The sequence below is a fragment of the Streptomyces sp. NPDC001868 genome (genome assembly GCF_040297125.1).
GTDB lineage: Bacteria > Actinomycetota > Actinomycetes > Streptomycetales > Streptomycetaceae > Streptomyces.
In genome coordinates, this window is record NZ_JBEOYO010000028.1 from 58,146 (window position 1) to 81,636 (window position 23,491).

A 23,491-nucleotide genomic window follows, 5' to 3' on the forward strand; every position below is an offset into this window, starting at 1 on the left:
CGAGGGTCCGGCGGCATGGCCACGGACCCTCACCCCGTGCACGGTCACCGCTCGGAGAGCTCCAACTCCAGCAGCCACTCGACCACTTCGGTGTGGTGGCGGGCCTGGCGGGGCGTGTCCCCCCACACGTACAGGCCGTGGCCCGCGACGACCACCGCCGGCATACGCGGGTCGCGGGCGGCCTCCAGACGGTCGCCCAGCACCTTCATGTCCTGGCTGTTGGTGATGACCGGGAGGGTGACCTCGACGTCGTGGGCGGGCTGGCCGACGCCCTTGAGCATCTCCAGGTCCCTGAAGACGATGCCGGCGGGCTCACGGCGCCCCATCGCCACGGACGCGACCGTGTGGACGTGGACCACGGCACCCGCCCCGGTCAGCGCGGCGACCCGCGCGTGCAACTCGGCCTCGGCGGACGGCTTGCCGCCCTGGACCGCGGCACCGTTCCCGTCGACCAACACCACGTCCGCGGGCGTCAGTTCACCCTTGTCGTGGCCGCTCGCGGTGACCGCAAGCCGCAGCGGATCGCGGGACAGCACCACCGACAGGTTCCCCGAGGTGCCGCGCATCCAGCCGAAGGAGGCGAAGCGGGCCGACTCGGCGGCCAGGACGGCGCCCGCCTCCTCCAGGTCCAGGGGCGAGATCTCGGTGGTCATGCGGTGCTCCTCGTGATGGTGATCTCGTCGAACGTCCCCGCCTGCGCGTGATCGCCGACGCCTTGCTCGTAGTACGGCTCCCCGGGCCGCCGGATGCCGACGGCGTGCCAGCCGGCCTCCCGCGCCGCGTCCAGCTCGCCGGGCCGGTCGGAGAGGAACAGGACGCGGTCGGGGGTGGCGGCGAGGCCCAGGGCCGCCGCGATCGTGCGGTACGAGTCCGCCTCCTGCTTCGGTCCCGCGTTCTCGGTGTCGTACAACCCCTCGACCAGCGGCAGCAGATCGCCCTCGGGGCTCGACCGGAACCAGGCACGCTGGGCGGCCACGGAACCCGAGGAGTACACGTGGAGGCGTACGCCCGCCGCGTGCCAGGCACGCAGGGCCGGGAGGACGTCGGCGTAGAAGTGGGAGACGAGGTCGCCGCGCGCGAAGCCCTCGGACCAGATGACGCCCTGGAGGGTCTTCAGCGGCGTCGCCTTGCGGTCCTCGTCGAGCCACTCGTTGAGGGCCTTCTCGACGCGTACGGCGTCGGCGTCCGGCTCGGCGATGAGCTCCCGCACCTGCGCGACCGCCCGCGCCACCTCCGGATCACCGCTCCGCTCCGAGAGCAGTGCTCCGAAGCGAGAGCGGGAGTACGGGTAGAGCACATCCACGACGAACCCCGTGGCGCTCGTGGTGCCCTCGATGTCGAGCACCACGGAGTCGATGTCGAAGACCTGGCTCACACCGCTGCCTTGTCCTGCTGGTACCCGGCGTCGATCGTGTCGTAGTCCGGGAAGCGGGAGGCGATGGTGGAGCCGGTGAAGCTGCCGATCCAGCCGTCCTCCTCGTGGAAGAAGCGGATCGCGGTGAACGACGGGTTGGTGCCCATGTCGAACCAGTGCGTCGTGCCGCGCGGCACGCCCAGCAGGTCGCCCTTCTCGCAGTAGACCGCGTGCACCTCGCCGTTGACGTGCAGATAGAAGATGCCGGAGCCGGAGACGAAGAAGCGGACCTCGTCATCGTCGTCGTGCGTGTGCTCCTGGAGGAACTTCTCGCGGGCGGCCTTCGCCTTCGCCGGGAACCCGGGGTCGTCGCTCGGGTGCAGCCCGAGGACGTCGACGGTCGTGAAGCCCTCCTCGGCGTTGAGCCGGTCGATCTCCGGGCCGTACGCGGCGAACACGGTCTCGCCGTCCGCGTCGAACGGCACCTCCTCACGGATCGGCCACTGCTCGTAGCGCACCCCGAGCGGCGCCAGCGCGGCCGCGATCTCGACGGGGTCGGAGGTACGACGCACCAGGGTCTCCGGACCGGACTCGGGCCAGGTGGTCAGCAAGGTCATGGGAGCAACTCCAGAGGTAGGAAAGGGAGTCTGGGAGGAATCCGGAACGGGTGTCCGGATGCCGGGACGAGCACCCGGACGGCTGGGCAGGCGGGAAGGGGGGAACGTGAGGGACGAGCGGCCGGTCAGCCGCGACAGAGCGCGCCGGGACACCAGCGCATGCCGGGCATGCGCTGCGCCTTCGCGTCGGATGTCGTCATCGGGACCTCACTGTGGTGCCGGTCGGGTGCCGGTACCGAGATGGTAACGCCGGTCCATGTACGGACATGTGTGACGTAGTCGCTGTCTCACCTGCTGAGAAACCGCTCTCATTGCTTTGACGCATGGCTGAAATCGTTCTCATGATCTGTGTATGAAGACGCTGCTGCTCGTGCGGCGGCTGTACGTGGACCTGCTCCGGTCGACCACGGCCAGCTGTCGCTGACCACTCCCGGAGCCCCGACACACCCTGACGCGCCCTGACGTACCGGGTGTTCGCCGTGCGCCGCACGGTGGCGCGTTTCCGCCCCTGCTCCGGGTCGAGTACTCCCTTCCTCCCTTCGCACCGCACCTGGAGCCGTGATGTCCCGCTCGTCCCGCCGTACCCGCCTGCCCCTCGCCGCGCTCTCCCTCGCCTCCGCCTCGGCCCTGCTCCTGTCGGCCTGCGCGCAGTCCACGGACGCCTCCAAGGACACCGGCGACAGCGCCGCCTCGGCCTCCGCCGCCACCGGCGAGAAGCCCGCCCCCTTCAGCGACGGCGCCGTCAAGGTCGCGCTGGTCAGACAGAGCGGCGCCGGCGACTACTTCGAGCAGTGGGGCAACGGCGCGAAGGCACAGGCCAAGGCCCTCGGTATCGACCTCACCGTGTACGACGCCCAGGCCGACAACGCCAAGCAGGCCACCGACCTGTCCTCGGCGATCAACTCCGGCGCCAAGGCGATCATCATCGACCACGGCTTCCCGGCGACGATCCAGCCGGAGATCGACAAGGCCGTGAAGAAGGGCATCAAGGTCGTCGTCTACGACGTCGAGACCGACACCAAGGGCGTCGTCTCCACCAAGCAGGACGACGCGAGCATGGCCCAGGCCGTCCTCGACGTGATGGCGAAGGAGGTCGGCAAGGACGCCAAGGTCGGCTACGTCAACGTCGCCGGCTACGCGGCCCTCGACAAGCGCGACACCGTCTGGAAGTCCACGGTCGACGCCCAGGGCTGGAAGCAGGCCTTCAAGGTCGGCAAGGTCACCGACTCCACGGCCACGGACAACGTGCCCCTCGTCTCCGCCGCTCTCACCCAGAACTCCGACGTCGCGGGCGTCTTCGCCCCCTACGACGAGCTGGCCAAGGGCACCGTCCTCGCCGTGCAGAACAAGAAGCTCCAGGACAAGGTGAAGGTCTTCGGCGCCGACGTCTCCAACGCCGACATCCAGGCCATCACCGCCAAGGACAGCCCCTGGGTCGCCACCGCGGGCACCGACCCGTCCGCCGTGGGCGCCGCCGTGGTCCGTACGACCGCCCTGGAGCTGGCCGGTGAACTGAACAAGGCCTCCGTCGAGTTCCCGGCCGTCGCCATCACCCAGGACTTCCTGCGCGAGAAGAAGATCGAGAACATGGACCAGCTGCGGAAGGCGCTGCCCGCGCTGAACCTGTCGCAGGTCTCGACCGCCGACTGGATCTCGAATGTCGCCCACTGAGACGACCGACCCCACCGGCGGGCCTTCGGGCCCGCCGTCCGGTGGTGCTCCCGCCGTCAGTCTGCGGGACGTCAGCATGGCCTTCGGCGGCAAGACGGTGCTCGCCTCCGTCTCGCTGGACATCGCACCGGGCAGCGTGGTCGCGCTGCTCGGCGCGAACGGCGCCGGCAAGTCCACGCTGATCAAGATCCTGTCGGGCGTGCACACGGACCACGGCGGTCAGGTGCTCGTCGCCGGGGAGCCCGCGGCTCTCCAGTCGCCCCTGGCCGCCCGGCAGTTGGGCATCCAGACCGTGCACCAGCGCATCAGCGAGGGCGTCGTCCCCGGACTCACCGTCGCCGAGAACCTGGTCTTCGAGGAGCTGGCCCAGAGCCGAGGCAACCCCTTCCTCAACGGCGGCAGGCTGCTCGCCCGCGCCCGCGAGATCCAGGCCGCCCTCGGCCTCGACTGGAGCGACGCCGTCCTCAAGCGGGACGTCACCGAACTCGGCATCTCCGACCGCCAGTTGCTCATCCTGGCCCGCGCCCTCGCCACCCGCCCCCGGCTGCTCATCCTCGACGAACCGACCTCCGCGCTCTCCGCCGCCGAGGCCGAGCGCCTGTTCGCCCTGGTCGAGCGGATGCGGGCGGACGGTATCGCCGTCCTCTACGTCTCCCACCGCCTCGGCGAGATCGACGCCCTGGCCGACCGCCTGGTCGTACTCCGAGACGGCCGTCTCACCGAGGACCAGGCCCGCCCCTTCGACTGGGACGCCGCCCTGCGCGCGATGCTCGCCCAGGCCCAGGAGACCACCACCGCCCGCCCGGTCCGCGAGGGCGACCAGGGAGACATCGTCCTCTCCCTGCGCGGCGTACGCCTCTTCGAGGGCCGTACCCCGCTCGACCTCGACCTCCGCACCGGCGAGGTCACCGGCGTCGTCGGCCTGCTGGGCGCCGGCAAGACCGAGCTGGCCCGGGGCCTCTTCGGCGCCGAACCCTTCACCACCGGCACGGTCGAACTGGACGGCAGCCCGTACGCGCCCCGCCGCCCCGCCGACGCCATCCGCGGCGGCGTCCACCTCGTCCCCGAGGACCGGCACGCCGACGCCCTCGTCCCCGGCTGGTCCGTGGCCCAGAACATCTCCCTGCCGTTCCTGAAGTCCCTGTCCCGGCTGGGCCTGATGAACACGGCCAGGGAGAACGCCCTCGGCCGCGACACGATCGACGCCCTCGGTGTCGTCACCCGCGACGAGCACAGCACCGTCGAGGAGCTGTCAGGCGGCAACCAGCAGAAGGTCGTCGTCGGCCGCTGGCTCGCCGAGACCCCCCGTGTCCTCATCCTGGACGAACCGTTCCGAGGCGTGGACATCGGTGCCCGGCGCGACATCGGCCGCCGCGCCCGCGCGCTCGCCGCCGAGGGCGCCGCCGTCCTCGTCCTCTCCGCCGACGTCGACGAGGTCCTGGAGGTCGCCGACCGGGTCGTCGTGCTCGCCGCCGGAGAGATCCACCTCGACGCGTACGGCGAGGACGCGGAACGCGACCGCGTCATCCAGACCATCTCGGCGTCCGTGTGATGCCCCACGAAGTCCCGGGAAGCAGCCCATGACCACCACCCAGAGCACCGAGGTCCCCACCAAGGCGGCGCTCCCGCCCGCGACCTCCACGGCCGTGCGCGTCCAGAACGCCGTCATCAAGTACGGCTTCATCTTCGTCACGGTCGCGCTCTTCGCGTACTTCGCGCTGAGCGAGGGCTCCTTCCGGGAGTCGGCGACCCTCCTCGACACCCTCCGGTACGTCTCCGTCGCCGCCATCCTCGGCCTCGGCGTCACCCTCACCATGGCCGTCGGCGGAATGGACATGTCCGTCGGCGCGGTCGCCGGCCTCGGTGTCTCGGTCGCCGCGCACACGATGGTCGTCTACAACCAGATCGGCACGGTCGCGATCCTCGCGGTCCTCGCGGCGGGCGCCCTCGCGGGTCTCCTCAACGCCCTGCTGATCGTGGTGATGAAGATCCCCGACATGCTGGCCACGCTCGGCACCATGTTCGTCATCCAGGGCACCAAACTGATCCTGGTCGACGGTCAGTCGATCACCCCCGGCATGACCCTGGAGGACGGCACGACCGCCCCCGGCAAATTCACCGAAGGCTTCCTGAAGATCGACCGCGGCACGGTGCTCGGCATCCCGATCTCGGTCGTCGTGTTCGGCGCGCTGACCGTCGCCGCCTGGGTCTTCCTGGCCCGCACCCGCTGGGGCCGCGTCTTCTACGCGATCGGCGCCAACCCGGAGGCCTCGCGTCTGGCCGGTATCCGCGTCGGCGCGTACCGCGCGCTGGCGTACGTCCTGTCCGGCGTCCTCGCCTCCGTCGGCGGACTGATCCTCGCGTCGCGGATCGGCCAGGGCGATGTGTCCGCGGGCACGTCGCAGCTCCTGGAGGCGGTCGCGGTGGCACTCGTCGGCACGTCGGTGCTGGGGCGAGGACGCCCCAACGTCTGGGGCACCGCCCTCGGCGCGGTGCTCATCGGCATCATCACCACCGGCCTCACCATCAAGGGCCTGCCGTACTACACCCAGGACGTCGTCGAGGGCGCGGTCCTCATCCTCGCCCTGGTCTTCAGCTTCACGTTGTCCAAGCGCCGCACCGCATAAGGGAGTTCACCGACCATGGGCTACCGCATCCTGGAGACCGACGACATCCCCGCGTACCTGCGTGAGCGGGGGCACTGGGAGGACGTCGACGACATCACCGTCCGCGAGGTGTCGGACGGCAACGTCAACCGCGTCTTCCTCGCCTCGAACGCCGCCGGCACGCGTGGTCTCGCCCTCAAGCAGGCCCTGCCGTGGGTGCGTGTCGCCGGGCCCTCCTGGCCGCTGAGCCCGGACCGGGCCGACGCGGAGGCGCGTGCGTACGAGCAGCTCGGGAAGGTCGCTCCCGACGAGATCCCGGGGATCCACGGCTACGACCCCGAGAACTACGCCCTCGTCATGGAGGACCTCTCCGACCTGGAGGTGCTGCGTACGCTGCTCAACGACGGGGCGTCGTACGGGCCGTACACCTCGCCGCAGATCGGGCGGCTCGTCGCGCGGCTCTCCTTCGCCACGAGCGACTTCGGTATGGAGTCCGGCGAGCGCAAGGCGCTGCTGGCCGCGTCGGTCAATCCCGAGCTGTGCAAGATCACCGAGGACGTGGTGCTGTCCGAGCCGTATGTCGAGCACGAGCACAACCACTGGCATCCGGGGGTGGACGACCTTGCCGCCGCGTTCCGCGCGGACGCCGTGCTCCGTACCGAGGTCGCCGACCTCCGCCATGTCTTCATGACGAGTGCCCAGGCCCTCCTCCACGGCGACCTCCACTCGGGCAGCGTGATGGTCGGCGAGCGTGAAGGTGCCCATGTCGTACGGGTCTTCGACCCCGAGTTCTCGTTCGTGGGGCCCATCGGGTTCGACCTCGGGCTGTACTGGGCCAACGCGCTCGTCTCGGAGGAGCGGGCTCGTGCGCTGGGGTCCCTGACGGATCACGGCGACCAGCTCCGGCTGTCCTGGGAGGCGTTCGAGTCCGAGTTCCGTCGGCTGTGGCCGACGCGGGTCGACACGTTCTTCGACGACGCCTATCTGGAGCGGTTCCTGCGCCGGGTCTGGACGGAGTCGCTGGGCTTCGCCGGGACGGAGATCATCCGGCGGATCATCGGGTTCGCCCATCTGACGGATCTGACGACGCTGGAGGATCCGGTTCCGGCGTCCCGCCGTGCGCTGCTGGTGGGACGTGAACTCATCGTGCGGCGGGCGGAGTTGCGGGACGTGGCGGCAGTACGGGCGGTTGTCGAGTCGGCTGCGGCCGGGCAGGGCTTCTCGCGCAGTTCCTCGCGCCCCTGAGGGGGCGCGGCTGTCTGGCCCGCACACGGCCAACCACCGCCTCAGCTGCGGGCAATCGTGCCGCTGGGGCGGCACGGGTGGGCGCAGGCGGCGCCCTGTGAGCGCCGGGCCGCGCGACCCGGCCCGGCCCAGCCCCGGCCGCCGGGTGCCACACGCACAAGAGGCGGCCCCGTCGCCGTAACGATGACGGGGCCGCCTCGGAATCACTCGGTCCGGCCCCGGTCAGGGGGAGGGGCCGGACCGAGAGTCGGTCACTTCTTGTCGAGCAGGTCCTGGACCTTGGCGCGGACCTCGTCCGTGGCCAGCCCCCGTATCGTCAGCGTCGTCCGGCGGCGCAGGACGTCGTCGGCGGTCTCGGCCCACTCGGTGTCGCGGGCGTAGACGACCTGCGCCCAGATCTCCGGGGCGTCGGGGTGGACGCGCTCGCCCAGTTCGGGGTTCTCGTTGGCGAGACGGGCGATGTCGAAGGCCAGGGAGCCGTAGTGCGTGGCCAGGTGCCGCGCGGTGTCGGCGCCCATACGGGGGCCGGGCGCCGGACGGTCCACCAGCAGCCGGTGGGCGACCGCGCGCGGGTTGGCGACACCCGGCAGCGGCAGCTTCTTGGGCAGTGAGGCGACCGGCTCGAAGTCCTCGCCCAGCGGGGCCCCGGGCAGCGCCTCCAGCTTCTTCATGATGGTGCGGCCGATGTGCCGGAAGGTCGTCCACTTGCCGCCCGCGACGGACAGCATGCCGCCCCGGCCCTCGGTGACGACCGTCTCGCGCTTGGCCTTCGCGGTGTCACCGGGCCCGCCCGGCAGTACCCGGAGGCCGGCGAAGGAGTAGGTGATCAGGTCGCGGTCGAGCTGCTGGTCCCGGATGGAGAACGCGGCCTCGTCCAGGATCTGGGATATGTCCTTGTCGGTGACCGAGACGTCCGCCGGGTCGCCCTCGTAGACCTCGTCGGTCGTGCCGAGCAGCAGCATGTCCTCCCAGGGGAGGGCGAAGGTGATGCGGTACTTGTCGATGGGGGTGGCGAGCGCGGCCTTCCAGGGCGCGGTCCGCTTCAGGACCAGGTGCGCGCCCTTGGAGAGGCGGATGGAGGGGGCCGCGTTCGGGTTCTCCATCCTGCGCAGGTGGTCGACCCAGGGGCCGGTCGCGTTCAGCACCAGACGGGCGCTGACGCCGAACTCGTCGCCGGAGAGGCGGTCGCGCAGCTCGGCGCCGGTGACCCGGCCCTTGGTGAAGCGCAGGCCGGTGACCTCGGCGTGGTTCAGCACCACCGCGCCGGACTCGACGGCCGCGCGGACCGTCATGAGCGCCATCCGGGAGTCGTTCATCTGGTCGTCGCCGTACACGGCCACGGCCTTGAGGTTGTCGGTGCGCAGCTCGGGCACGTCCTGCGCCGCCTTGGCGGGGGAGAGCAGGTGGCCGACGCCGTCACCGAAGGCGGAGAGCGCGGAGTAGGCGAAGACGCCCGCCCCGAGCTTCGCCGCGCCGTGCGGGCCGCCCTTGTACACGGGGAGGTAGAACGTGAGCGGGTTCGCCAGGTGGGGAGCCACCTGGCGAGACACCGCACGGCGCTCGAAGTGGTTCTCCGCCACCAGCTTCACCGCGCCGGTCTGCAGATAGCGCAGACCGCCGTGGAGCAGCTTGGAGGAGGCGGAGGAGGTGGCACCGGCGAAGTCGCCGGCGTCGACCAGGGCCACCCTGAGCCCGGACTGCGCGGCGTGCCAGGCGGTGGAGATGCCCAGGATGCCGCCGCCGATCACGAGGAGGTCGTACGACGCCTTGGAGAGCTGCTCCCGGGTCTCGGCACGGCTCGGGTTCGAGCCGGACGCCGGGCGCGTTCCCAGGGCAGGCAGGGTCTGCAGGGTGGTCTGACTGGTCATGTGGGGTTCTTACTCCTCATCAGAGCGTGGGTCGGAGCCTGCTTCGGCTCTTCTCGGCTCTCGTCAGTTCTCGTCCTCGAGCCAGCCCATGGTCCGCTCGACGGCCTTGAGCCAGCTCTTGTACTCACGGTCGCGGGTGTCCGCGTCCATGCGGGGGGTCCACTCGGCGGCCCGCCGCCAGTTGGCGCGCAGATCGTCGGTGTTGGTCCAGAAGCCGACGGCGAGACCGGCGGCGTAGGCGGCACCGAGGCAGGTGGTCTCGGCGACCATCGGGCGCACCACGGGGGCGTCGAGGAAGTCCGAGAGGGTCTGCATCAGCAGGTTGTTGGAGGTCATGCCGCCGTCGACCTTGAGGGCCGCGAGCTCGACGCCCGAGTCCTTGGTCATGGCGTCCGTGATCTCACGGGTCTGCCAGGCGGTGGCCTCCAGGACGGCGCGCGCGAGGTGCGCCTTGGTGACGTACCGGGTGAGGCCGGCGATCACACCGCGGGCGTCGGAGCGCCAGTACGGGGCGAAGAGTCCGGAGAAGGCCGGTACGAAGTACGCGCCGCCGTTGTCCTCGACCGAGAGCGCGAGGGTCTCGATCTCGGCGGCCGTGGAGATCAGGCCCATCTGGTCGCGCATCCACTGCACCAGCGAACCGGTGACGGCGATCGAGCCCTCCAGCGCGTAGACCGGCTTCTGGTCGCCGATCCGGTAGCCGACCGTGGTCAGCAGGCCGCTGTAGGAGTTGATGATCTTCTCGCCGGTGTTCAGCAGCATGAACGTGCCGGTGCCGTACGTGGACTTGGCCTCGCCCTCGGCGAAACAGGTCTGGCCGAACAGGGCCGCCTGCTGGTCGCCGAGCGCGGAGGCGACCGGGATGCCGCCGAGCAGCTCGCCGAGGCGGCCGCCGGTGACCTCGCCGTACACCTCGGCGGAGGAGCGGATCTCGGGCAGCATGTTCAGCGGGACGCCGATGGACTCGGCGATCTTCTCGTCCCACTCCAGCGTGTGCAGGTTCATCAGCATGGTGCGGGAGGCGTTGGTGACGTCGGTGACGTGGTGGCCGCCGTTGACACCGCCGGTCAGGTTCCAGATGACCCAGCTGTCCATGGTGCCGAACAGGATGTCGCCGGCCTCGGCGCGCTCGCGCAGACCCTCGACGTTGTCGAGCAGCCAGCGGGCCTTCGGACCGGCGAAGTACGAGGCCAGCGGCAGGCCGGTCTCGCGGCGGAAACGGTCCTGCCCGACGTTGCGGCCGAGCTCCCGGCAGAGGGCGTCTGTGCGGGTGTCCTGCCAGACGATGGCGTTGTGGACGGGCTCACCGGTGTTCTTGTCCCAGAGCAGCGTGGTCTCGCGCTGGTTGGTGATGCCGATGGCCTTGATGTCGTCGCGGGTGATGCCGGCCTTCGCGATGGCTCCGGCGACGACCTCCTCGACGTTGGTCCAGATCTCGGTGGCGTTGTGCTCCACCCAGCCCGGCTTCGGGAAGATCTGCTCGTGCTCCTTCTGGTCGACGGAGACGATGCGTCCGTCGCGGTCGAAGACGATGCAGCGGCTGGAGGTGGTGCCCTGGTCGATGGCGGCGATGAAGGGGCCGGCGGTGTGGGCGTCGGTCACGGTGTGCTCCTGAAAGTCACTGGGTATGGGGCTGTACGTACGGCGCGTGCTGAGCGTTTCGCGAAATCACGTGGTTCCGGAATCTGCGGCTCGGTGCTCTTAAGCGAAGGCGACGTTGTAGATGCCAGCGGCGATGGCGGCGCCGATCAGGGGGCCGGCCACCGGGACCCAGGCGTAGCTCCAGTCGGAGCCACCCTTGTTGGGCAGGGGCAGAAGGGCGTGGACGATACGCGGACCGAGGTCACGGGCCGGGTTGATCGCGTAGCCGGTCGGGCCGCCGAGGGACAGACCGATGGAGACCACGACGAGCGCGGTGACCAGGGCGCCGAGGGTGCCGAGACCCTTGCCCTCGCCGTTCAGGCCCTGCGTCAGGACCGCCAGGACGAGCACGATGGTGCCGATGACCTCGGTGGCGATGTTCTGCCAGGCGACGCGGACCTCGGGGCCGGTGGAGAAGACGCCGAGCACGGGGCCGGCGCCGGTCTCCCGGGCCTCGACGGACTTGGACACGTCCGGCTCGCCCACGATCTCGCGGTCGGTGAGGTGGGCGTGGAACTGGCCGTAGTAGGCCACCCAGACCAACGCGGCGCCGATCATCGCGCCGAGCAGTTGGCCGCCCCAGTAGACCGGGACCTGGTCCCAGTCGATGCCGTCCTTCTTCAGCGCGAGCGCGAGGGTCACGGCCGGGTTCAGATGGGCGCCGGAGAGCGGCGCGGAGGTGTAGACGGCCGTCAGAACGGCGAAGCCCCACCCGAAGGTGATGGCGAGCCAGCCGGCGTTACGTGCCTTGGAGGCCTTCAGCGTGACAGCGGCGCAGACACCGCCGCCGAGCAGGATGAGTATGGCGGTACCGATGGTCTCGCCGATGAAGATGTCGGAGCTGGACACCCGCGACTCCTTTGTCCTTCGTCCAGGGGAAGTCGAACCCCGGGTCCCACCGGTGGTTCGTGCTCTCGTTGGCTGAGAGCGATGTCGGCCCATGGCGTCGTCACACTCTAGCGCGTATTGCCGGTAGGTGTTCGACAATGTCGACCGATGGACGGGAGTCTCGCTGTGGCGAGAGTGCCTAGTCAAGGGTCCTGTTATCGAAAACGCGATCGTTATTGATCGAAGTGGCCTATCGATCTTGAGGCGGCTGCTATGGCGGCCGCCACGCGTGTCCGCGCCGGGTCGCTGGCCGGGCCGCCACGCGTACGCGCGTGGCGGCCCGGACGCGCCGAAGGCCGGGACACCGCGGGGGTGTCCCGGCCTTCATGGGTCGGGGCGCAGGTCGGCGAGCAGGTCGGGTGAGCAGGTCAGGGGAGGGGTCGGGTGTCGCCGGAGCCGGGCTCCACGCCCGCCGGAGCCGGACCCAGCGCCCGTCAGAACCGTCCGGCGCCCAGGTCCCGCGACACCGCGCGGGCGCAGTCCCGTACGGCCGCGATCAGCTCGGGGCGCAGCTCGCCCTCGCGGCACAGCCGCTCCACGGCGCCGGTGATGCCGACCGCGCCGACGGGCATGCGCCGCCGGTCGTGGATGGGGGCGGCGATGGACGCCACGCCCTCCCAGGTCTCCTCGACGTCGGCCGCGTACCCGCGCGCGCGGGTGATGTCCAGGACGCCCTCGAAGTCGTCCAGCGCATGGACGGTCCGGTCGGTGAACGCCTTGCGCTCGCCCTCCAGGACCTCGCTGTGCGCCACCGGGTCGTAGGCCGCCAGGACCTTGCCCAGGGCCGTGGAGTGCAGGGGCTGCATCGCCCCTATCTCCAGGACCTGCCGGCTGTCGTCGGGCCGGAAGACGTGGTGCACGATCAGCACGCCCTGCTGGTGCAGCACCCCCAGATGGACGCTCTCGCCGCTGGAACGGGCCAGGTCGTCCGTCCAGACCAGGGCACGCGCCCGCAACTCGTGGACGTCCAGATACGTGGTCCCGAGCCGCAGCAGCTCGGCGCCCAGTTGGTAGCGCCCCGAGGCGTCGTCCTGCTCGACGAACCCCTCGTGCTGGAGCGTGCGCAGTATGCCGTGGGCGGTGCCCTTGGCGAGGCCCAGCGACGAGGCGATGTCCGACAGACCGAGTCGCCGCTCACCGCCCGCGAGCAGGCGCAGCATCGCGGCCGCCCGTTCGAGCGACTGGATGTTCCGTGCCATCGCCGTCCTGCCTCCGTCCCCTTCGGCCGCCGTACGCGACTGAACTTCCATCGTTCGGCAATGTCGAACACTACCGGTCGTTGCCGACCTCTCGCCAATGGCCGTCAACAGCTTTTCGGCCACACTCGCCGCGGGGTGACGCTCCCGTGCCCGACCGGTGCCCGACCCGTGCCCGACCCGTGCCCGACCGGTGTCCGTTCGGCGATCGTGTGATCGTGGGGTGTGCGTGTGGTGCCGGAGTGGTGTCCGTCGTTCGTTTCGTCGTCGGAGTAAACCGCACTCGGCCGCGTACGCCACGCCCGTCCGTCCCGTGGACTCCCCTGACCGTCCGTGGCGCTCCGGGCTACCCTTGCGGCGTGCGGCTTCCATGGGAAGTCGCAAAGCCGACAGCCGTCGCACTCCAGGGAGCAGCTCCATGGCCTCGTTGCCGAACCCGTCCCCTTCGTCCGCCGCCGCCGGCCGGGCCCGATCCGAAGCCCTGCGCGAGGCTCTCGCCACCCGTGTGGTGGTCGCCGACGGCGCGATGGGCACGATGCTTCAGGCCCAGGACCCCACACTGGAGGACTTCCAGCAGCTGGAGGGCTGCAACGAGGTCCTGAACGTCACCCGCCCCGACATCGTCCGCTCGGTGCACTCCGCGTACTTCGACGCGGGCGTCGACTGCGTGGAGACCAACACCTTCGGCGCGAACCTCACCGCGCTGGGCGAGTACGACATCCCCGAACGCACCGCCGAGCTGTCCGAGGCCGGCGCCCGCATCGCCCGCGAGACTGCGGACGAGTACGCCGCCCGTGACGGCCGGCAGCGCTGGGTCCTCGGCTCGATCGGCCCGGGCACCAAGCTGCCCACTCTCGGCCACACCACGTTCACCGCCATCCGTGACGCCTACCAGCAGAACGCCGAGGGCCTGCTGGCCGGCGGCGCCGACGCGCTGCTGGTGGAGACGACCCAGGACCTGCTGCAGACGAAGGCCTCCGTGGTCGCCGCGCGCCGGGCGATGGAGACGGCCGGATACGACGTCCCCCTGATCGTCTCGGTGACGGTCGAGACGACGGGCACGATGCTGCTCGGCTCCGAGATCGGTGCCGCGCTGACGGCGCTGGAGCCGCTGGGCATCGACATGATCGGCCTGAACTGCGCGACCGGCCCCGCCGAGATGAGCGAGCACCTGCGCTATCTGGCCCGCCACTCCCGTATCCAGCTGTCCTGCATGCCCAACGCCGGCCTGCCGGTGCTGACCAAGGACGGCGCCCACTACCCGCTCACCGCGCCGGAGCTGGCCGACGCGCAGGAGAACTTCGTCCGCGAGTACGGCCTCTCCCTCGTCGGCGGCTGCTGCGGCACCACCCCCGAGCATCTGCGCCAGGTCGTCGAGCGCGTCCGCGACCTCGCGCCGACCGCCCGCGACCCGCGCCCCGAGCCGGGCGCCGCCTCCCTCTACCAGACCGTCCCGTTCCGTCAGGACACCTCGTACATGGCCATCGGCGAGCGCACCAACGCCAACGGCTCGAAGAAGTTCCGCGAGGCCATGCTGGAGGCCCGCTGGGACGACTGTGTGGAGATGGCCCGCGACCAGATCCGCGAGGGCGCCCACATGCTCGACCTCTGTGTCGACTACGTGGGCCGCGACGGCGTCGCCGACATGGCCGAACTCGCCGGCCGCTTCGCCACCGCCTCCACCCTCCCGATCGTCCTGGACTCCACCGAGGTGCCCGTCATCCGGGCCGGGCTGGAGAAGCTCGGCGGCCGGGCGGTCATCAACTCCGTCAACTACGAGGACGGCGACGGCCCCGAGTCCCGCTTCGCCAAGGTCACCGCGCTCGCCCAGGAGCACGGCGCCGCGCTGATCGCGCTGACCATCGACGAGGAGGGCCAGGCCCGCACCCCGGAGAAGAAGGTCGAGATCGCCGAACGGCTCATCGACGACCTCACCGGGAACTGGGGCATCCACGAGTCGGACATCCTCATCGACACCCTGACCTTCACCATCTGTACCGGTCAGGAGGAGTCCCGCAAGGACGGCATCGCCACCATCGACGCCATCCGCGAGCTCAAGCGCCGCCGCCCCGAGGTGCAGACGACGCTGGGTCTGTCGAACATCTCCTTCGGCCTCAACCCGGCCGCCCGTATCCTCCTCAACTCCGTCTTCCTCGACGAGTGCGTGAAGGCGGGCCTGGACTCGGCGATCGTCCACGCGAGCAAGATCCTGCCGATCGCCCGCTTCAGCGAGGAAGAGGTGCAGACGGCCCTCGACCTCGTCTACGACCGCCGGGCCGAGGGCTACGACCCGCTCCAGAAGCTCATGGCGCTGTTCGAGGGTGCCACCGCCAAGTCCCTGAAGGCCGGCAAGGCCGAGGAACTGGCCGCCCTGCCGCTGGAGGAGCGCCTCAAGCGCCGCATCATCGACGGCGAGAAGAACGGCCTGGAGGCCGACCTCGACGAAGCCCTCCAGACCCGACCGGCCCTCGACATCGTCAACGACATCCTCCTGGACGGCATGAAGGTCGTCGGTGAGCTGTTCGGCTCCGGACAGATGCAGCTGCCGTTCGTGCTCCAGTCCGCCGAGGTCATGAAGACCGCGGTCGCCCATCTGGAGCCGCACATGGAGAAGTCGGACGCCGAGGGCAAGGGCACCATCGTCCTGGCCACCGTCCGCGGCGACGTCCACGACATCGGCAAGAACCTCGTCGACATCATCCTGTCCAACAACGGCTACAACGTCGTCAACCTCGGCATCAAGCAGCCGGTATCCGCGATCCTGGACGCCGCCGCCGAACACCGCGCCGACGTCATCGGCATGTCCGGCCTCCTGGTCAAGTCCACGGTGATCATGAAGGAGAACCTGGAGGAGCTGAACCAGCGCGGCCTGGCCGCCGACTACCCGGTCATCCTCGGCGGCGCCGCCCTCACCCGCGCCTATGTCGAGCAGGACCTGCACGAGATCTACGAGGGCGAGGTCCGCTACGCCCGCGACGCCTTCGAGGGCCTGCGCCTGATGGACGCCCTCATCGGCGTCAAGCGGGGCGTGCCGGGAGCGGTCCTGCCCGAGCTGAAGCAGCGCCGGGTCCGGGCCACGGCCGCGGCCCCCCTGGCCGAGGAGCACCCGGAGGAGGGCCACGTCCGCTCCGACGTCGCCACCGACAACCCCGTCCCCACGCCCCCGTTCCGGGGCACCCGCGTCATCAAGGGCATCCAGCTCAAGGAGTACGCGACCTGGCTCGACGAGGGCGCCCTCTTCAAGGGGCAGTGGGGGCTCAAGCAGGCCCGCACCGGCGACGGTCCGACCTACGAGGAGCTCGTCGAGACCGAGGGCCGGCCCCGGCTGCGCGGTCTGCTGGACAAGCTGCAGACCGACAACCTCCTCGAAGCGGCCGTCGTCTACGGCTACTTCCCCTGTGTCTCCAAGGACGACGACCTGATCATCCTGGACGACGACGGCAACGAGCGGACCCGGTTCTCCTTCCCGCGCCAGCGCCGTGGCCGCTGGCTGTGCCTGGCCGACTTCTTCCGCCCGGAGGAGTCCGGCGAGACCGATGTGGTCGGCCTCCAGGTCGTCACCGTCGGCTCCCGCATCGGCGAGGAGACCGCCAAGCTGTTCGAGGCCAACTCCTACCGCGACTACCTCGAACTCCACGGCCTGTCCGTGCAGTTGGCCGAGGCCCTCGCCGAGTACTGGCACGCCCGCGTGCGCTCCGAGCTGGGCTTCGCGGGCGAGGACCCGACCGCGATCGAGGACATGTTCGACCTCAAGTACCGGGGCGCCCGCTTCTCCCTCGGCTACGGCGCCTGCCCGAACCTGGAGGACCGCGCCAAGATCGCGGAACTGCTGGAGCCCGAGCGGATCGGCGTACAGCTCTCGGAGGAGTTCCAGCTCCACCCCGAGCAGTCCACGGACGCGATCGTGATCCATCACCCCGAGGCGAAGTACTTCAACGCGCGGTAGCGCTCCGCTGGGCCGACCGTCTTCGGCTGCGGGTGCGTCGTGGCTCGTCGCGCAGTTCCTCGCGCCCCTGTCGGGGCGCACCCCGCGCCCTCACGGGGCGCGGGCCGCCTCACGAAAGGCGCTTCCCCGCGTGGCGTCGTAGACTGGTCGGTCCACCGCAGGCCGGTTCCCCATCCGGGAGCCGGCCTGCTCGTCCCCCAAGGAGGTGCGCCGGATGACCACGACGATCCCCGCGCTAGGAACCCGTACGGCCGAAGGCTCCGCGCTGCAGGCCGTGCTCCTCGACATGGACGGCACCCTGGTGGACACCGAGGGTTTCTGGTGGGACGTGGAGGTCGAGATCTTCGCCGGCCTCGGCCACGCCCTCGACGACTCCTGGCGCCATGTCGTGGTCGGCGGCCCCATGAGCCGCAGCGCGGGCTTCCTGATCGAGGCCACCGGCGCCGACATCACCCTCGCCGAGCTGAGCGTGCTGCTCAACGACGGCTTCGAGGCCCGTATCGGGCACGCGCTGCCGCTGATGCCCGGCGCCTCCAGACTCCTCGCCGAACTCGCCGCGCACGGCGTCCCCACCGCCCTGGTCTCCGCCTCGCACCGGCGCATCATCGACCGCGTCCTGACCTCGCTCGGTCCCCAGCACTTCGCGCTGACCGTCGCGGGCGACGAGGTGGAGCGGACCAAGCCGTTCCCCGACCCCTACCTCCTCGCGGCCTCCGGCCTCGGCGCGGATCCCGCCCGGTGCGCGGTCATCGAGGACACCGCGACCGGCGTCGCCGCCGCCGAGGCCGCCGGCTGCCATGTGGTCGCCGTCCCGTCCGTGGCCCCCATCGCCCCCGCCGTCCGGCGCACCGTCGTGACCTCGCTGGAAGAGGTCGACCTGCCCTTTCTGCGCGGCCTGATGACAACGCCCGGAAATTGAAAGCGCAAGGAATTCCAAGATCACGCACAGGGCTCGGAAGAGGAAATTCCGACCGCTCGCGATGACGGAATTCCCGCGCCCGGGAACCCCTTTTCGGCTGTGACGTTTACCACTCGAAGGGGGGTCCCGGACGGCCTTCCGGCCCCTCCGATCCCCCCGTTCAGGGGTGCCGGGCACGCCCTTGTGTCCCGATTGGTGAAGGGTGCACCCAAACATTCCGTGCGCACTACACCGTTTGCGTCCGCGGCCGGTTCCGCAGCGTGATGGGAACTCAACTCCGGTGTGCGCGGGCCTCTCTGGCGGTGCGGGCTAATCTCGACGCGAGAACATCGCCGTACATCCCAGGACGCGCTCGCACCACCCCGCCAGCACCCGTCCTGGACCACAGCTATGGAGAACAAGCGCGCATGAACCGCAAGACCTTGGTGCTGCCGGCCGTGATCGGTCTGCTCGCCCCGGTACTCGCCGCCTGCGGTGCCACCGACAGCGCGGGCGACAGCGGTGACGCGATCGCCGTCGGCACCACCGACCGGTTCACCGCCACGAAGGACGCCCCGGCCCCCATCGACCCGGCCTACGCCTACGACGTAGGCACCTGGAACATCCTCCGCCAGACCGTCCAGACCCTCATGGTCCAGCCCCGCGGCGACGGCGAACCGGAACCCGAGGCCGCCTCCAGCTGCTCCTTCACCGACACCGGCAACGAGCGCTACGCCTGCACCCTGCGCTCCGGCCTGAAGTTCGCCGACGGCTCCCCGGTGACCGCCGAGGACGTGAAGTTCTCCATCGACCGCGCCCGCTCCATCAAGGCCGACAGCGGTGTCTTCGCCCTGCTGTCCACCATCGACCTCGTCGAGACCAAGGGCGACAAAGAGGTGATCTTCCACCTCAACAGCCCCGACGCGACCCTCCCGTACAAGCTGTCCACCCCGGTCGCCGGCATCGTCAACCCGGCCGACTACGACAAGGGCAAGCTCCGCGACGGCTTCGAGGTCGACGGCTCAGGCCCGTACACCCTGGACGCCGAGGTCGAGAACGACGAGCTGGTCAAGGCCGTCTTCACCAAGAACCCTCACTACAAGGGGCAGTTGGACCCGCAGAACGAGAAGGTCGAGCTGCGCTCCTTCGAGAGCGCCGACGCCATGGGCACCGCCCTCGAGGACGGCGACATCGACCTGATGGCCCGCACCATGACGCCGGAGCAGATCACCAAGCTCTCCGAGTCCGCCGACAGCGACATCGACGTGATCGAGTCCGCCGGCCTGGAGATCCGCTACCTCGCCTTCAACACCGAGGCCTCCCCGGTCCGGAGCACCGCCGTCCGCCGGGCCATGGCCGAGGTCATCGACCGCGGCGAACTCGTCGCCAAGGTGTACGGCTCCCAGGCCGAGCCCCTCTTCTCGCTGGTCCCCGCCGGCATCACCGGCCACTCCAACTCGTTCTTCAACAAGTACGGCGAACCCGACGTCGCCAAGGCGAAGTCGACCCTGGAGACCGCGGGCGTCACCACCCCGGTGAAGCTCACCCTGCACTACACGACCGACCACTACGGCGCGGCCACGAAGACAGAGTTCGAGCTGCTGAAGAAGCAGCTCAACGACAGCGGCCTGTTCGACGTGACCATCAAGGGCACCCCCTGGTCCACGTTCCGCCCCGCCGAACAGGAAGGCGAGTACGCGGTCTACGGCATGGGCTGGTTCCCGGACTTCCCCGACGCCGACAACTACATCGCGCCCTTCCTGGACAAGGACAACTTCCTCGGCTCGCCGTACGCCAACCGCAAGATCCGCGGCACTCTGATCCCGGAGTCCCGCCGTGCGGCCGACCGCCTCACCGCCGCGGACAGCCTCACCGGCATCCAGGACATCGTCGCCGACGACGTGCCGATCCTGCCGCTGTGGCAGGGCAAGCAGTATGTCGCCGCCCGCGACGACATCACCGGCACCGAGTACGCCCTCAACGCCGCCTCGACGCTCCAGCTCTGGGAGCTGAGCCGCGGCAGAAGCGACTGACCGGACCTCACCACCCCTCCGGACAGAGGCCGGTCGGCCTCGGGGGAGCCCGGAGCGCCCGCAATGCACCCGACGACACAAGGCATCCATACGTGAACATACGCACCCAGTGGCCCGTCCTGACCATGGCGACAGGGCTTGCCGCCGGCCTGCTGACCGGTTGCGGCTCCGATTCGGGGGGCGCCGGGGACTCCGGTTCCAACGTCGTGATGGGGATGTCCGACGACGTCCTGGCCACCGACCCCGCCTCCGGCTACGACCCCGGTTCCTGGCTCCTCTTCAACAACGTCTTCCAGTCGTTGCTGAGCTTCCCCAACGGCGCCACCGAACCCGAACCGGACCTCGCCGAGGAATGCTCCTTCGTGGACAACGGCACCACCGTCTACGAGTGCACGCTCAAGGGCGGCCTGAAGTTCAGCAACGGTGAGGCGCTCACCGCGAAGGACGTCAAGTTCTCCTTCGACCGCATGCTGAAGATCAACGACGACGCCGGCCCCGCGATCATGTTCCCCATGCTCGACAAGGTCGAGACCCCGGACGACAAGACCGTCCGCTTCGACCTCAAGTACGCCGACGCCACCTTCCCCAGCAAGATCGCCTCCGGCGCCGGCTCGATCGTCGACGAGAGCTCCTACGACGCCGACGGCCTCCGCGAGGACGGCGAAGCGGTCGGCTCCGGCCCGTACAAGCTGGAGTCCTTCGGCGAGGACGAGGCCGTCTTCACCGTCAACGAGAACTACCAGGGCACCGCCGACGTCGAGAACACCGGCGTCACCCTCAAGTTCTTCCACGGCGACCAGGACGCCCTGAAGAAGGACCTGCTGGAGGGCGACCTCGACGTCACCTACCGCGGCCTCAGCGCCTCCGACATCTCCGACATCGAGACCGACACCTCCACCGCCAACGGCGTCGACATCGTCGACGGCACCGGCGCCGAGGTCCAGCACCTCGTCTTCAACATGGACGATCCCGTCACCGGCAAGCTCGGCGTCCGCCAGGCCATCGCCCACCTCCTGGACCGCGAGGCCCTCGTCGACGAGGTCTACCAGGGCACCGCCACCCCGCTGTACTCGATCATCCCGGCCGGTATCACCGGCCACAACACGGCCTTCTTCGACACCTACGGCGCCCGTCCCTCCAAGGACAAGGCCGAGGCCGCCCTGCGCGCCGACGGCATCACCGACAAGGTCGAACTGACCCTCTGGTCCACCCCCACGCGCTACGGCCCCTCCACCGACCAGGAGTTGGAGGCCATCGCCAAGCAGCTCAACGACAGCGGGCTGTTCGACGCCACCGTGGAGTCCGTCGCCTTCGACCAGTACGAGAAGGACATCGCCGCCGGCAAGTACGGCGTGTACGTCAAGGGCTGGATCCCCGACTACCCGGACCCCGACAACTTCACCAGCCCCTTCTTCGGCAAGGGCAACGTGCTGGACAACAACTACAGCAACTCCACCATCACCGGTGAACTCCTCCCCAAGACCGCCGCCCAGAGCGAGCGCTCGGGCACGGAGAAGGAGTACGCCGAACTGCAGAACATCGTCGCCACCGACGTCCCCCTGCTCCCCGTCTGGCAGGCCAAGCAGTACGCCGTCGTCGGCGACAACGTCTACGGCCTGGAGTACTGCCTGGACGCGTCGACCGTCTTCCGCTTCTGGGAGATCAGCAAGGACTGACACGCGACCGCCACACACGCCGAGGGCGCCCTCTTCCACCTGCGAAGAGGGCGCCCTCGGCGCGTACCGCCACTCGGTTTCCTACTGCGCGCCGGGGCGCACCAGCCCGCTCTCGTACGCGTACACCGCCGCCTGCACCCGGTCGCGCAGCCCCAGCTTGGTCAGCACATGACCCACATGCGTCTTGACCGTGGTCTCGCTGACGAACAGATCGGCGGCGATCTCCGCGTTCGACAGACCCCGGGCCACCAGCTTCAGCACCTCGACCTCACGGTCGGTCAGCGTGTGCAGCGTGTCCGGCACCGGCTCGTCGCCCGACGGCAGATGCTCCGCGTACTTGTCGAGAAGCCGACGCGTGATGCTCGGCGCGAGCATCGCCTCCCCGTTCGCCACCACCCGGATCGCCTGCACCAGCTCATTGGCCGGGGCGTCCTTGAGCAGAAACCCGCTGGCCCCCGCCCGCAGCGCCTCCACGACGTACTCGTCCAGATCGAACGTGGTCAGCACCAGCACCTTCGCCGGACCGTCCCGCCCGGGCCCGGTGATCTGCCGGGTCGCCTCCACCCCGTCCATCCGCGGCATCCGGATGTCCATCAGCACCACATCGGGCTGCAACGCCCGCACCTGGTCGAGCGCCTGCAGACCGTCTCCGGCCTCCCCGACGACCGCGATGTCCTGCTCCGCCTCCAGAATCATCCGGAAACCGGTACGCAGCAGCGGCTGGTCGTCGACCAGTAGGACGCGGACGGCCACGAAAAGTCTCCTTCGCTAGAGCCTGACTTCGGATCAGGCCGGTTGCGGGCCCCCGTGGCCCAGACCTGATCCACCGGACAGGCCCTAGTCCGGGCCCATTCTGCCCTGTCCACCGGCGGCCGACTCGGGCGACCTCACCTGGAGGGGGTACGGCGGGGGAGTGCCGCCGAACTCCGGACACACCGACTGGTGATCGCACCAGCCGCACAGCTTCGTCGGCCGGGGCCGCCACTCACCCGTCTCCGTGGCCAGCCGGATCGCCTCCCACAGCGCGAGCAGCTTGCGCTCCACCCGCTCCAGATCCGCGACCACCGGGTCGTACGTCACCACATCACCACTGCCGAGATAGACCAGTTGCAGCCGCCGCGGCACCACCTGCTTCAGCCGCCACACCACCAGGGCGTAGAACTTCATCTGGAACAGCGCGCCCTCGGCGTACTCCGGCCGCGGCGCCTTGCCCGTCTTGTAGTCGACGATCCGCACCTCCCCGGTGGGCGCCACATCCACCCGGTCGATGATCCCGCGCAGCCTGAGCCCCGACTCCAGCTCCGCCTCCACGAACAGCTCCCGCTCGGCGGGCTCCAGACGCGTGGGGTCCTCCAGCGTGAACCAGCGCTCCACCAGCCGCTCGGCCTCGGCCAGCCAGCGCGCCAGCCGCTCACCCTCCGCGTCGTCCGCGAACAGCTCCACGACCTCCGGCCTGGTCTCCCGCAGCCGGTCCCACTGCCCGGGCACCAGCGACCTGGCCCGCGGCGCCGTCCGCTCGGCCGCCGGAGCGTCGAAGAGTCTCTCCAGCACCGCGTGCACCAGCGTGCCGCGTGTCGCCGCCTCGCTCGGCTTCTCGGGCAGCCGGTCGATCACCCGGAACCGGTACAGCAAAGGGCACTGCATGAAGTCACTGGCGCGCGACGGCGACAGCGAGGCAGGCGGCGCGGCGGCCCGCACGGCGGGACGGCCTTCCTCGCCGCCCACGGGGACGGCCGGCGTGCCGTCGGTGCTGGTTTCCATGACCCCAGACCATACGGCCCACCACTGACAGTGACAGCCACGGGCCCGTCCGACCACGGTCCGGCACCACACCCGCCTGACACCCGTGTGC

The 23,491-nt window shown here is 70.0% G+C and carries 17 protein-coding genes; 8 read left to right on the forward strand and 9 right to left on the reverse strand.

The features are described from left to right. Positions 1-44: 44 nt before the first annotated feature. Genes mtnB through ABT147_RS28510 form a run of 3 tightly spaced genes read right to left on the reverse strand, consistent with a single transcriptional unit; the run spans position 45 to position 1,971 of the window. On the reverse strand, positions 45-653 hold the full coding sequence (mtnB, locus tag ABT147_RS28500) for a methylthioribulose 1-phosphate dehydratase (RefSeq protein WP_351411214.1): 609 nt from the start codon (positions 651-653) through the stop codon (positions 45-47). Continuing rightward, positions 650-1,375: an acireductone synthase gene (gene mtnC / locus ABT147_RS28505; RefSeq protein ID WP_351411216.1), complete on the reverse strand. Its 726-nt coding sequence runs from the start codon at positions 1,373-1,375 to the stop codon at positions 650-652. The genes mtnB and mtnC overlap by 4 nt, the downstream gene beginning before the upstream one ends. Beyond that, complete coding sequence (locus tag ABT147_RS28510) at positions 1,372-1,971, reverse strand: 1,2-dihydroxy-3-keto-5-methylthiopentene dioxygenase (protein WP_351411218.1); 600 nt, start codon at positions 1,969-1,971, stop codon at positions 1,372-1,374. The genes mtnC and ABT147_RS28510 overlap by 4 nt, the downstream gene beginning before the upstream one ends. 561 nt (positions 1,972-2,532) lie before the next feature. On the opposite strand from ABT147_RS28510, the gene ABT147_RS28515 reads away from it, so the two are divergent. From ABT147_RS28515 to mtnK, 4 genes are read left to right on the forward strand one after another with little or no spacing between them, the layout of a single operon-like run. Continuing rightward, positions 2,533-3,642 (forward strand): substrate-binding domain-containing protein, encoded by a 1,110-nt coding sequence (locus tag ABT147_RS28515; protein WP_351411221.1) that lies wholly within the window; start codon positions 2,533-2,535, stop codon positions 3,640-3,642. After that, positions 3,629-5,194, forward strand: coding sequence for a sugar ABC transporter ATP-binding protein (locus tag ABT147_RS28520; RefSeq protein ID WP_502983177.1), 1,566 nt, complete (start codon positions 3,629-3,631; stop codon positions 5,192-5,194). The genes ABT147_RS28515 and ABT147_RS28520 overlap by 14 nt, the downstream gene beginning before the upstream one ends. Positions 5,195-5,222: 28 nt before the next feature. Then, positions 5,223-6,269 carry an ABC transporter permease gene (locus ABT147_RS28525; RefSeq protein WP_351411223.1) on the forward strand — a complete coding sequence of 349 codons (1,047 nt, stop codon included), beginning with the start codon at positions 5,223-5,225 and terminating at the stop codon, positions 6,267-6,269. A gap of 15 nt (positions 6,270-6,284) precedes the next feature. Then, a complete protein-coding gene (mtnK, locus tag ABT147_RS28530) occupies positions 6,285-7,493 on the forward strand; it encodes an S-methyl-5-thioribose kinase (RefSeq protein WP_351411225.1) in 1,209 nt (402 codons plus the stop codon). A 251-nt stretch (positions 7,494-7,744) separates the two neighbouring features. On the opposite strand, the gene ABT147_RS28535 is transcribed toward mtnK, so the two are convergent. From ABT147_RS28535 to ABT147_RS28550, 4 genes are all read right to left on the reverse strand, one after another. Further along, positions 7,745-9,361 carry a glycerol-3-phosphate dehydrogenase/oxidase gene (locus tag ABT147_RS28535; RefSeq protein ID WP_351411227.1) on the reverse strand — a complete coding sequence of 539 codons (1,617 nt, stop codon included), beginning with the start codon at positions 9,359-9,361 and terminating at the stop codon, positions 7,745-7,747. 63 nt (positions 9,362-9,424) lie between these two features. After that, positions 9,425-10,963, reverse strand: a complete 1,539-nt coding sequence (gene glpK, locus ABT147_RS28540) for a glycerol kinase GlpK (RefSeq protein WP_351411229.1) — start codon at positions 10,961-10,963, stop codon at positions 9,425-9,427. Positions 10,964-11,062: 99 nt separating this feature from the next. Continuing rightward, a complete protein-coding gene (locus tag ABT147_RS28545) occupies positions 11,063-11,851 on the reverse strand; it encodes an MIP/aquaporin family protein (RefSeq protein WP_351411231.1) in 789 nt (262 codons plus the stop codon). Positions 11,852-12,324: 473 nt separating this feature from the next. Beyond that, a complete protein-coding gene (locus ABT147_RS28550) occupies positions 12,325-13,089 on the reverse strand; it encodes an IclR family transcriptional regulator (RefSeq protein WP_351411233.1) in 765 nt (254 codons plus the stop codon). 415 nt (positions 13,090-13,504) lie between these two features. Here ABT147_RS28550 and metH point away from each other — a divergent pair, with 415 nt between their 5' ends. From metH to ABT147_RS28570, 4 genes are all read left to right on the forward strand, one after another. Beyond that, a complete protein-coding gene (gene metH, locus ABT147_RS28555) occupies positions 13,505-17,032 on the forward strand; it encodes a methionine synthase (protein ID WP_351411235.1) in 3,528 nt (1,175 codons plus the stop codon). Positions 17,033-17,246: 214 nt separating this feature from the next. Next, the gene (locus ABT147_RS28560; RefSeq protein ID WP_351411237.1) at positions 17,247-17,951 is read left to right on the forward strand and encodes an HAD family hydrolase; all 705 of its coding nucleotides are present in this window, start codon (positions 17,247-17,249) and stop codon (positions 17,949-17,951) included. 407 nt (positions 17,952-18,358) lie between these two features. After that, positions 18,359-19,963, forward strand: coding sequence for an ABC transporter substrate-binding protein (locus ABT147_RS28565; RefSeq protein ID WP_351411240.1), 1,605 nt, complete (start codon positions 18,359-18,361; stop codon positions 19,961-19,963). Positions 19,964-20,055: 92 nt separating this feature from the next. After that, positions 20,056-21,639 (forward strand): ABC transporter substrate-binding protein, encoded by a 1,584-nt coding sequence (locus ABT147_RS28570; protein WP_351411242.1) that lies wholly within the window; start codon positions 20,056-20,058, stop codon positions 21,637-21,639. Positions 21,640-21,720: 81 nt separating this feature from the next. Here the strand turns inward: ABT147_RS28570 and ABT147_RS28575 are convergent, their stop codons facing one another. Next, positions 21,721-22,392, reverse strand: coding sequence for a response regulator (locus ABT147_RS28575; RefSeq protein ID WP_351411245.1), 672 nt, complete (start codon positions 22,390-22,392; stop codon positions 21,721-21,723). Positions 22,393-22,476: 84 nt separating this feature from the next. After that, a complete protein-coding gene (locus tag ABT147_RS28580; protein ID WP_351411247.1) occupies positions 22,477-23,400 on the reverse strand; it encodes a RecB family exonuclease in 924 nt (307 codons plus the stop codon). Positions 23,401-23,491 lie beyond the last annotated feature (91 nt).